This is a genomic window from Deinococcus betulae (assembly GCF_020166395.1).
In the GTDB taxonomy this organism is placed as follows: Bacteria; Deinococcota; Deinococci; order Deinococcales; family Deinococcaceae; genus Deinococcus; species Deinococcus betulae.
Genome location: NZ_JAIQXU010000054.1, coordinates 1 through 11,019, shown reverse-complemented (window position 1 = coordinate 11,019; position 11,019 = coordinate 1). Strand labels below are relative to the sequence as shown.

Annotated in this window: 12 protein-coding genes; 9 read left to right on the top strand and 3 right to left on the bottom strand. The window is 62.4% G+C overall.

What is annotated here, in order from left to right:
* Positions 1-184, top strand: a 184-nt coding sequence (locus K7W42_RS22160; protein WP_224577530.1) for a hypothetical protein, incomplete at its 5' end; no start/stop codon positions are given.
* Positions 185-452: 268 nt separating this feature from the next.
* On the opposite strand, the gene K7W42_RS22155 is transcribed toward K7W42_RS22160, so the two are convergent.
* A complete protein-coding gene (locus K7W42_RS22155) occupies positions 453-1,433 on the bottom strand; it encodes a GGDEF domain-containing protein (protein ID WP_224577529.1) in 981 nt (326 codons plus the stop codon).
* A gap of 325 nt (positions 1,434-1,758) precedes the next feature.
* On the opposite strand from K7W42_RS22155, the gene K7W42_RS22150 reads away from it, so the two are divergent.
* The 5 genes from K7W42_RS22150 (at position 1,759) to K7W42_RS22130 (ending at position 7,215) form a co-directional block, all read left to right on the top strand.
* Positions 1,759-2,637, top strand: a complete 879-nt coding sequence (locus tag K7W42_RS22150; RefSeq protein ID WP_224577528.1) for a serine protease — start codon at positions 1,759-1,761, stop codon at positions 2,635-2,637.
* Between the two features lie 182 nt (positions 2,638-2,819).
* The gene (locus K7W42_RS22145) at positions 2,820-4,034 is read left to right on the top strand and encodes a S8 family peptidase (RefSeq protein WP_224577527.1); all 1,215 of its coding nucleotides are present in this window, start codon (positions 2,820-2,822) and stop codon (positions 4,032-4,034) included.
* A 162-nt stretch (positions 4,035-4,196) separates the two neighbouring features.
* Entirely contained in the window at positions 4,197-5,903 is a 1,707-nt protein-coding gene (locus tag K7W42_RS22140) for a M14 family zinc carboxypeptidase (RefSeq protein ID WP_224577526.1), read from the top strand.
* Positions 5,904-6,034: 131 nt separating this feature from the next.
* Positions 6,035-6,280, top strand: a complete 246-nt coding sequence (locus K7W42_RS22135) for a hypothetical protein (RefSeq protein ID WP_224577525.1) — start codon at positions 6,035-6,037, stop codon at positions 6,278-6,280.
* 314 nt (positions 6,281-6,594) lie between these two features.
* On the top strand, positions 6,595-7,215 hold the full coding sequence (locus K7W42_RS22130; protein ID WP_224577524.1) for a hypothetical protein: 621 nt from the start codon (positions 6,595-6,597) through the stop codon (positions 7,213-7,215).
* Between the two features lie 29 nt (positions 7,216-7,244).
* On the opposite strand, the gene K7W42_RS22125 is transcribed toward K7W42_RS22130, so the two are convergent.
* Entirely contained in the window at positions 7,245-8,120 is an 876-nt protein-coding gene (locus tag K7W42_RS22125; protein WP_224577523.1) for a sce7726 family protein, read from the bottom strand.
* 149 nt (positions 8,121-8,269) lie between these two features.
* On the opposite strand from K7W42_RS22125, the gene K7W42_RS22120 reads away from it, so the two are divergent.
* On the top strand, positions 8,270-9,121 hold the full coding sequence (locus tag K7W42_RS22120) for a site-specific integrase (protein WP_224577522.1): 852 nt from the start codon (positions 8,270-8,272) through the stop codon (positions 9,119-9,121).
* Between the two features lie 33 nt (positions 9,122-9,154).
* Here K7W42_RS22120 and K7W42_RS22115 read toward each other — a convergent pair whose 3' ends face one another.
* The gene (locus K7W42_RS22115; protein WP_224577521.1) at positions 9,155-9,508 is read right to left on the bottom strand and encodes a hypothetical protein; all 354 of its coding nucleotides are present in this window, start codon (positions 9,506-9,508) and stop codon (positions 9,155-9,157) included.
* A gap of 187 nt (positions 9,509-9,695) precedes the next feature.
* Here K7W42_RS22115 and K7W42_RS22110 point away from each other — a divergent pair, with 187 nt between their 5' ends.
* Together K7W42_RS22110 and K7W42_RS22105 are read left to right on the top strand one after the other, a co-directional pair.
* Positions 9,696-9,929 (top strand): hypothetical protein, encoded by a 234-nt coding sequence (locus K7W42_RS22110; RefSeq protein ID WP_224577520.1) that lies wholly within the window; start codon positions 9,696-9,698, stop codon positions 9,927-9,929.
* A 545-nt stretch (positions 9,930-10,474) separates the two neighbouring features.
* Positions 10,475-11,019 (top strand): DUF4062 domain-containing protein (locus K7W42_RS22105; RefSeq protein ID WP_224577519.1); only part of this gene is annotated, 545 nt, incomplete at its 3' end.

Sequence of the window (11,019 nt, the reverse complement as noted above, 5' to 3'; positions counted from 1 at the left end):
CGTGCTGTCATTCCTGGCGTGGCGTGAGGAGATCCGGACGGCACCAGCGGACGTAGCGGCGTTGAGTTACGTGGGCATTGTGTATCCCGCAGGGTATGGGTTGCTGACGCTCTTGTGTGTGGGGGGTATAGCGCTCGTGGTCATTCTGACCCGCGTCCGAGAAGACGATGAAGTTGAAGAATGAAGGCAGTCATGGCGTTTGAGTCCATGAATCATCGAGTTGAGGCTGACGGCCTCTGAGCTGCTGATCTTGTCGCGATATCTGTCCAACGAATCGCATTCAGCCCAATGACGAGTGATTCTGCCGTTTTTGGGGATCCGTCAGGGAAGCTGCGACCAGACGTCTCGTTGTGGCTGCCCCGACATGCCCTTACTAGCGGTCAAGAAGAGCCTGCGCACGCTGGGTTTGAAGGCAGTGCAAAGCAAATGAGTCACATGTGACATCAACAACGTCAAGACAGAAACCGTTGTGCCTCTTTCGCGCGGTACATCCGCTGGTCCGCTAGATGCATAAGGTCGGTCAATACTGGCTGTTCCCATGATTCCGCTAAGCCAACATTCAAGCGGACCAACACCGTCTGCATCAGGCCTTCTACCGCTGAGCGCAACTGCTGAAGACGCGCCAGATTCTCTTGACCACTTCCAGGAAGCAGCAAGGCAAACTCGTCTCCGCCCAACCGAAAAGCTTCCCCCTCAAAGTCCACCGCGGCCCTGAGCAGTTGCCCCACCTGCCGCAGCAACTGGTCGCCTCGGGCGTGACCTTCCTCATCATTGACGCGCTTGAACCCCTGAAGATCAATCATCGCCAGCGTCCATGGAAGGGCACCTTGAGACCACCGCTGCGCCGCATATGTGAAGCTCCGGCGATTGCCCAGCCCGGTGAGTTCATCCGTTCGTGCATCCCGCTCCAGGCGCTCCCGCAGCGCCGCATTCTCCAAAGCGAGACTAAAATGGCGGCTGAACAGGTCCAGAAATTCCAGATCCTGATCATTGAACGTGTTCAGCGCATAGCTTTGGATCGAAAGAACGCCCAGCAATTTGCCATGGACCTCCAGCGGCACCCCCATCCATGCGACGGCTAGTGGCAACTGGTTTTCCTCATCCACACGGCGCAAGGCGAACTGCTCCTCTCGGGCATACTGCTGCACGTCAGCCGTCAACCGCAATGTGCCGTCCACCACGCGCTCTAACAGCCCGTCGGCCTCACGACCAAACGACTTGTAATGCAGGCGGTTCCCTTCCATGGTAAGGCAGTCCCAGTCGCCCGTCGCCGAGACGCAGGCCAGGAGCGTCACAGGCGCCACGAACAGTTGCGCCACATGCCAGTGAACAGTTTCCAGCAGCTCCCGCCGGGTTGAACTCTGGGCCAGCAAGATCGTGAGGCGCGCCAATAACTGGTAACGCTGAATGACCGTCTGAAGTTCGGCACTCATGGGCGGACCCCAATGCAGATCTTCAGATATTGAACGGTCATACGTCATTGTGGCTGGAATTCGCACGTTGTCCGCTCCCCTGCTGGCCCCCCCGTCTGCTGAGCGAGGACGCAAAACAAACGAGCGTTTGTTTGATCTCAGTGAAAAGAGTGTCCCTTTTTGCCCTTTGAGACGCGGCTTTTCTGATCTGTCAAGCCCCTCCAACATCTGTTTGTCCAGTATAAACAGACGAAATTTGTCTAGCGGCCTATCTCCTCCTGACGAAATTGTGTTGAATCAATCTCGTTCCAACAGACCACAAACTTCCACGTCCCTCAGGGAGGTCATGATGCGTTCACGTTTTGTGTTCGGTGCTCTGTCCGTCGTCTTGTTGCTCGGTGCCTGCGGCACCGTTTCACCCACCAGTGCCCCGGCGCCTGATCAGCAGGCGGCCGCCGATGCCATACCGCTGGACCCACAGGTCATCGGCGGCACGCCCAGCGCCGCAGGCGCCCGGCCCTATCAGGTGGCCCTGCTGTCGGGCGGCCGCCAGTTCTGCGGCGGCACGCTGATCAGTGACCAATGGGTCCTGACTGCGGCACACTGTGTTGTCGGCACTTCAGCCACCAGCATCAGTGTGCGGGCCGGCAGCCTGTACGCTACCTCGGGAGGCCAGCTGCGCAACGTCGCCAGTGGCCGCATCCACCCCAATTACACCGATGTGACTCGCGGCTATGATGTGGCCGTGCTGCGCGTCTCCTCGCCGTTCAGCTTGACCAACACGGTCAATACCGCTGCCCTGCCGACGCCAGCGTTCGCCGCCACCGCCGCGGCCGTGGGAACGGTCCAGACCATTAGCGGCTGGGGCATGACGGTCGGTGGGAACCGGGGCAGCACGTCGTCCACCCTGCGGGAAGCCAATCTACCGGTGATCAGCAACAGCAGCTGCGCGAGTCAACTGGGGCAAAGCATCCCGAATGGCATGATCTGTGGCAATAAGAACAGCCAGGGCCAGACCGGCTGTCACGGCGACAGCGGCGGGCCATTCGCCAGCAGCCGCAACGGCAAATACTTCGTCTTCGGCGTCGTGAGCTGGGGCCAAGCCAACCTGTGCAGCAGAGCCACCGCGTTCGCCCGCGTCAGTGAGTATCAATCCTGGATTACCGCCAACACCGGCGTCCAGCCTCAAGGCGGCACTGCACAAGTGGCAGACGCGAGCAACTGACGCGCACCATTCGTCCTCCGTTCAGTCGAGAGACCGCTGGATGATGGCGGTCACCAGTGAATCTCATTCCCTCACTCTTAGCATTGACCCTTTCTTCCTTCTGCGGCCCGGCCGCACCCGTCAACGTTTGCTCCGGCCCTCAGGATTCCAATCTTCCCAACACACCCTTTTTGGAGGTCTCTATGAATCGACGTTTTGCTCTTGGCGCCCTTGGACTGACCCTGCTGCTCGCCGCCTGTGGTGGTCAACAGACGACCCCTCCTCAAGTGGACTCGGTGGCCGCGACGCCCTCAACAAGCGCGCCCCTGCTGGGCACCAGTAACCCCGACGCTATTCCTGGCCAGTACATCGTGGTCCTCAAAGATGACGCCGCCAATCTCACTGTTCAGGACGCTGGCGGCCTGATCAGCAGCCTGGGCCTTGACCCACAGGGCGTCACCGTTCAGCACCTCTACACCCAGACGATTCAGGGCTTTGCCGCTAAACTCAGCGCCCAGAACCTGGCCACCCTGCAGGCCGACCCCCGCGTCAAATACATCGAGCAAGACGGCCTGATGTACGCCACCGCCACCCAGACCGGCGCCACCTGGGGCCTGGACCGCGTGGATCAGCGCAACCTGCCCCTGAACGGCAGCTACGTCTACGACTACACCGGCAGCGGGATCCGGGCGTACATCATCGACACGGGGATCCGGACGAGCCACACGAATTTTGGTGGGCGGGCCATTTGGGGCACCAACACCTCAGGCGACGGCAACAACAGCGACTGTAATGGGCACGGCACGCACGTGGCGGGCACGGTCGGCAGCAGCACGTACGGCCTGGCCAAAGGCGTGACGCTGGTGGCGGTCAAAGTGCTGGCCTGTAATGGCTCCGGCAGCAATTCAGGCGTAATTGCGGGCGTGAACTGGGCTGTGGGCAACAAGGGCAGCAGCAAAGCCGTGGCCAACATGAGCCTGGGAGGCGGCTACAGTCAGGCCGTGAACGACGCTGTGAACAGCGCCGCCAGCCGCAACCTGGTGATGGTGGTGGCCGCCGGCAATGAGAACCAGAATGCCTGCAATGTCTCGCCTGCCAGCGCTGCCAACGCCATCACGGTCGGCAGCACGACCAGGACGGACGCCCGCAGCAGCTTCTCGAACTACGGCTCTTGCGTGGATATTTTTGCCCCCGGCAGTGACATCACGAGTACCTGGAACACGAGCAACACGGCGACGAACACCATCAGTGGAACGAGTATGGCCAGCCCTCACGTCGCCGGTGCCGCCGTCCTGGAACTGGCGGCAGGCGCGAGCGGCACGAGCAGTGTGACGAGTGCGATCATCAGCAGCTCGACCCCCAACAAGGTCACGAACGCGGGCGCGGGCAGCCCGAACCGTCTCCTCTACACCCGCTAATCCAGCGGCGAGGGCACAGGTGACGGTGACGGTGTGCCCAAGTTGGACAACGATCCCAGCTTGACGTGAGCTGTACGCGCGGTGCCCCGTGTGTACAGCTCGCTCTCTCTATCGCCTTCGTAGAAGGCGATCTTGATCCCTTGTGTGTGGTCTGGAGTACGTATGCAAAAAGGTCTGTTCACCACCCTCCTCTGCTCTTCCCTTCTGATCGGGGCCTGTTCCCAAACCCCTCAGCCCCAAGCCGCCCCGCCGGTCACGCCGGGCACCTCGCTGGTGGCCACGGCCGACGAATGCAGCGTGTTTCAGCAAAAGCCCATCGTGGTCTCGCGCATTGACTTTAAGACCGAGCGCGACTGGATTGACATCGTCAAGACCTTTGAGCCGATCGGCGGCAGCGCCGAGGAGAAGTTCGTGCTGCTGGACGTGGGCCAGGCTGACTTCGAGCGCTTGCGCGTCACGGGCCTGAGCCGCGACTGGACCATCCGTATTGACAAGGCCGAAACCGAGCGTCACAGCGGCTCGCTGACCCAAAACCTGGGCAGCCTGTCCATCAGCGGCTACTCCTGCTACCGCACTGTCGAGGAAACGTACAGCAGCGCGCAGAGCCTGGTGTCGCAGTACCCCAACCTGGCCAGCTGGAGCAGCATCGGCTCGACCTGGCTGAAGACCAAGGGCCGGGGCGGCTACGACATGAATGTCCTGAAGCTGACCAACAAGAGCACGGGTGGGACCAAGCCCCGGCTGCTGATTACGGCGTCTATCCACGCGCGGGAATACACGCCCGCCGAACTGTCCACCCGTTTTGCCGAGTACCTGCTGGCCAACTACGGCCGCGACGCCGACGTGACCTGGATGCTGGACAGCCAGGAAGTCTGGCTGGTGCTGCAAAGCAACCCCGATGGCCGCAAGAAGGCTGAAGCTGGCGCGTCGTGGCGCAAGAATGCGAATGATACGCAGCGCTGCAGCAATGGGCTGTACGGGGTGGACCTGAACCGCAACTTCACCTACGCCTGGAACCGTGGAGGTTCCAGTACCGATCCTTGCAATGAAACGTACATGGGGTCCTCGGCGGGGTCGGAGCCCGAAACGCAGGTGTTGCAGAACCTGATCAAGGCGACCTTTGCGGACCGGCGCGGCCCGAACCGGACGGACGCGGCGCCTGCCGACACGTCGGGTGTCTATCTGGATATTCACAGCTATTCGAAGTTGGTGCTGTGGCCTTGGGGCGACACGACGACCGTGGCCCCCAACGGCGCCGCGCTGCAGTCGCTGGGGCGCAAGCTGGCGTATTTCAATGGCTACACCCCCGAGCAGTCGGTGGGCTTGTATCCTACCAGTGGAACGACACTGGACTACGGGTATGGCGAACTGGGGGTGGCGTCATACACTATCGAACTGGGCACCGCGTTCTTCGAGCCGTGCAACACCTTCACGAGCACCACTCTGCCCAAGAACCAGGCGGCCCTGCTGTACGCCCTGCGGGTAGCGCGCGCACCCTACCAGCTGGGCAGCGGCCCCGACAGCGTCAGCGTCACCGCCCCAGCCAGCGTGGCGACAGGCGGCAGCTTTACGCTCAGCGCCAGTGCGGACAACACCCGCTTCAACACTAGCAACGGCAGCGAGCCCAGTAGGACGGTGGCGGGCGCTGAATACTTCATCGATACGCCGCCCTGGGCCGGCGGAACGGCACGTGCTATGACGGCGACGGACGGGAGCTTCAACACCAATCGCGAAGCCGTGCGAGCGACAGTCTCAGCGAGTGGCTTGAGCGCTGGAAAGCACACCCTCTACGTGCGTGCTCGGAACAGCAACGGCACGTATGGACCAGTCTCAGCGCTGTTCATCACCGTGGGTGGCGCCACCAACTAGGTGGTGCGGGTGGCCGCTGCTTGAGGATGCGGCTATTCCACTTCGTGGTGAAGGCCTCCGCACGCACGCGTGCGGAGGTGTGGTGTGTCGGGTGGTGGAGCCTGGAGACCAAGCGTGGCCAGCGTTCCACCGTGCGCCGCCGCACCGGCCGGGCCTACCGCCTCTATGTCAGCACGAGCGGGGGCGAAGCCAGAAGAAACGTCCGGGTGGGCGTGGTGGTGCGTGGGCTGCTGAATGGCGTGCGCGAAGAACACCCCCCGCGGAACGCGCGGTGGGACGCGTTGCCTGGGGGGGTGCTAGTGGGGCTGTTCGAGGTGCTAGGCGTGGGTCCTGAGCTCACTGGAGAAGTGCCAGGGTCTCTTAATAACCAACGTTAATAGACTCTTTCCCTAACCTATCTATCCACTCTTTTCCCCGTTCTACACATTAATTCTCTTACTTCATCACCCTACCTTACTCCCTATTTCTCTGCCCTTGCAAGGTCACCCGCTCTTCACCGTCTTGCAAGCCTTTCTGTCCTCATCAACGATCAAACAGGACCCAGGCGCACTCGTGCGCCTGGGTCCCAACCCCTCAGCGAGCGCGCCCTCTCACCCCACCCACTTGAACTGCCGGATCAGGGGCATCCCCATGGTGTCTGTCGTCAGGATGACGGGCATAGGGTCACGCCCCGCCGTGCCTACAATGCTTCATGACCTCGCGCGTGCCGCTGATGCTCCAACCGGCTGATTTGGTCGTGTTCCGCCCACCCCTGGACCGGACCTATCCAGGTTTGGTCCGTGTTCAAGGGGTCCACAGCCTGTCGTCCGTGCGGCAGACGCAGACCGTGCGCGTCACCTGGGGCGGGGTGTTGTTACCGGAGCCGTATCCCACGACACAGCTGCGCCGGGTGGCCTCCACGGGGAAGCGTCGCCTGCCATCCGAAATCGACTCACGCCTTGCGCCCCGGCTCTTGCGAGGAGAGAGCTGGCAGGTCGGAGAATGGGTCTGGCTCTGGCTCCCCGACTTCGGCCTCCTCCTCGACGGTGTCCTCGCCCAGATCACACAAGTCCAGCGTCAACGCGCCCGAGTCGACCTGGTGCCCGAGTTGCGCTTTGCCCCCGATGGTCGCAGTCCAGGGCAGAAGAGCACCATCGTGCCGATTCAGCCCGGCAAACTCGCCTGGAGTGCCCATGAAGAACGCACAGAACTGAACTTGAATCAGGGCCGACCCGCCGCCGAGCGGGCTCATGACCTCCTGAGCCGCAGAAGTCCAGAGCGGACAGCCCTGCTGGTAACACAGGCCGACAGCGTGGCTTTTGCCCTCCGCTGAAGGTGGACTGCTGAATGCAGTCCACCCACTCAAGATGATGCCAACCGTCTGGCTATCACGCGCCTGCCTGTACGAGCGGCGAGGGTACGAAAGCACAGGTCGCGCAACGTGGGGATGCCGTAGTGCGCCTCCAGTAGTGCCCAGCGCTGGGCATTGAGCGAGTTGTTCGTGCGAGTCACACCGATCTCCCTCAGCAGCGCATTCAGTTCCCCCACGCGTAGTTCCTCCAACACTAGGAGCTGGCTGGCCAGATCATGCTCTTGGGCCTGCGGGGCACGGTGCTGTTCCAGGATCTCGTGCGTCACTGGGTCCAGCACAACCAAGCCCCAGGCCTGGGTCAGCAGCTGGCCTGCGGCCTTCAGGTGGCTCGGGGTGGTGGCCAACACCCGTCGTGAAAAGCAATGGTCATACAGCCTGATCTGGGATGTGAGTCGACTCAAACTGTCTCTGTCGGTCTTGATCTCATACCCGATGCTGCCGCTGTGATCTGGGAGCACGAACAGGTCCGCGCGGCCGGCGTAGCCGTCGGCCGCGGTGATGTTGATTTCAGGGACGGCCCAGCCGGCGGGGTGCAGGGCCATGAGGGCGCGCCGGGCCGCGCCCTCGTCGACGCCTCGACGCGCTTGAGTGGGCGCTCGTGCGACGCGGAAGTGCTGCACGAAGGTGCAGGGGGTGTGGTCCCACTCGAATTCAGGGACGGTGACGTCGTACCAGCCTTGACGGGTGTGGTGGACGGTGGCGGATTGGTACGTGCGGCGGGCGTAGGTGAAGGCGGCGGCATCTCGGGTGGGGGCGTGGAGGGTCGTTCGGGTGTGGTGTGGTCCTGGCTTGCCGCAGAGCCAGGTGGGGTCGTGCTGGGTGGTTTCAGAAGCTTGAGCTGGTGCCAGTGCGGGAGTGGAAGCCATGCAGAGACTGTGATAGGTGATCGAGAAGGGAAGGGTGTAGAATAGGAAGATAGGGAAAAGAGCGTGTGGGATGGGAAAAAGGGGAGATGGGTGGGGTTGAGATACTTCACTTGTGTCTATTAACACTCGTTATCCCGTATGCTTGACCTATGGACCACGACGAACACAAAACCAAGTTCGCCACCGCCCTCGAAGAAGCCCGATTAGACGAGTTGCTGCCCTTGGTGAAAGACCAGCTCCCTGTCCCCCCCAACAACGCCTTCACCCTCCTGACCCTGATCTTTACCCAAGCCATCCAAGACAAAGTCAGCTTCCTCGCTCCGCCCCCTGACTTCCACGCGTGGTTGTTAGAGGCCGCCCGCCCCACCCACATCGGCCCACCCGCCAAACCCAACACCATCCGCCTACGCCTCTCGCTCCTCGCCAATATCTACAAGCAAGCCATGCAGATAGGGGTGCTTGAGCGCAGTCCGTTGGAAGGCCTACGCCGGCCCCCTGGCGAACGCGCCGACGCCCCTGCCATCAGTCGCGAAGAGATTGACGCTCTGCACAAAACCACGCGCAAAGACACGGCCCTGCACACCGCTTTGGTGCTGATTGACGAACATGCGTTCAAGGTCAGGGAACTCCTCGACTTCCACTGGACTGCGTTTGACCTGGGGACAGGGGCCATTCTCAGGCCGCAGACCATCACCCGTCTCAGTGACGTGGCCCTGAAGGCACTCCAGGCGCATCACAGGGCCCACGGGGGCGTCTTTGCACCAGACGTCCCTGTCTTGCCGTACAAGCTCGAACGGGACCTTCGCGCCGCCCTCCACAAAGCCTGTGCCAAAGCTGGGATTCGGTATTACCCACCCGGCGACCTCCGCCGCGCGTCCCTCCGCGACAAACCCCACACCACCGACAGCGCCGGCTACAGCGCGCAAGTGGGTCAGGCCAATCTGAACCGGGCCGTTGCGCTGGCACAGGGACTGGCGAACCAGAAAAAGGAACTGAAATAGGCTGCGAGTAGCGCCGCGCCGGGGGCGGCCGGGTCAGGTCCGTGGTCGCCAGCGCCAGCGCCAGCGCACCAGACCCGCGCCGAGCAGCAACAGCACGCCGCCACCGGCCAGCCCTTGAGCGGTCCACCACCACTGCGTCGACGGGCTGGGCGACGTGACCGGCGGCATATGGCCCAGCGTCTCACCGAACGCCACGATGAACGCCTGGCACACTGCTGTCCCACCGGCGAAGAGCACTGTCAAGCCCAGGCGGGCCAGGAGGGCGGACCGCTTCGCTGCGCCGCCCTTCCAGGGCGCGAGCACCAGCACAGAGACCGCAGCAGTGAGGCTCAGCAGCCCGGCCACAGCCAGCAGCAGATAGCCCCCGAGCAGCACCATTCCCAGCATGTCGCTCAGCGTACGGCTTGGCCAGCAGCAGCGAGACCGCACCTGACCACGACCGTCCAGCGACGGCTGCGCCGACGCAGGGCCACCAGCCGGCACCCTCGCCCACGACTTCGCTCTCAACTCCCGCTTGTGGCGGACGTTCCCTGTCCTCCTTCGCCGATTGGTTACCCTAGAGCTGGAGGTCCTGGTGGACACAAAAAAATTCATGCGAGAGCTCAAGCAAAGAGCCGACGCACAAATCAAAGATCAGGTGCGGGAGCTGATTGAATCCCAATACTGCCCCGTCCATGGCCGTTTCGCCTCACTCAACCAGATCCACGGCCATCTGTCGAATGATGCCACTCTCGAATTCGACTTCGATACCTGCTGCGAAGAGCTGCAGGCCAAGGTCCGTCAAGGACTTGACGGACAGGCGCAGTGATGAGCCAAGTCATTGCTGGGCCCGTGACCATTGTGCGGGACCGCGCCGTGCAACTGGTGTTTATGGATTCGCGTGCAAATCTTGCACAGAACACGGTCTCCCATTGGATTGAGGCCACTGACGCGGAGGTCGGTCCCCTTGACATGGCAGGTGCGCGCGTAGCCTTCCCCCACACCTGGATGACCGAGCCGCAAGAAGGGGTGGGCAACGTTCCCATCGACCGCTCGATGCAAGTGTTCCTCTGTTCCCGACGCTTTCTGCAATGGATGACGGATGAACCTGAGAGAAAGTCACGAAGCGATGCCCTGATCATTCAGGCAGGAGACCTTACGCGTTTGCTGGGTGAGGAACCAGGCGAGGAGGACGCGCAGCGCCGGCTCAATTCTCTCGTTGATCAAGCTCTCCAATTAGGTCTGCGTGCCACGCTGGAGATTGAAGGCATTGCTCTGGCCACTGGCCTGACCCGGGAGGCAGCAGGATCGGCCCTTGCTCACTTCGAGGACCGTGCGGGTCAGGCCATCAGAAGTGGGACCCTCCTCCAGCTCATGCCTCCCCGCCAGTTGCCAGCCGCCCCGGCCAGACCCGACACTGCGCCAGTTGGCCTAGAAGTCCGAATGCTGCGCGTGATGATCGGCGGTCCGAACGACACCACGGAGGAGCGCGAGGTGGCGAGGCAAGTGGTGGCCGAGTGGAACCTGCAGCACGCGGAGGCCGAAGAGATCGTCCTGCTGCCCAAGCACTGGACGACCCACACCCGGCCCGCGCTGCGGGGCCGGGCGCAGGCCGTGGTGAACGAGCAGCTCACCGACCGGGCAGATGTGCTCGTGGCCCTCTTCTGGTCGCGGCTGGGCACAGACACAGGGGTGGCCGAGTCTGGCACTGTGGAGGAGATTGACAAGTTCCATGCCAGTGGCCGCTCTGTCCTACTGTACTTTGCGGAGAAGCCGCTGCCTTTTCAGAAGGCGGGGAACGCGGACACCCAGGCTGAACTTCGGCGGGTGCAGGAGTTCCGGGCGCGGGTGGAACAGGATCACCTCGGGCTGTACGACACCTATAGCACCACGGCGCACTTCCGGGATCTGTTTGCCAG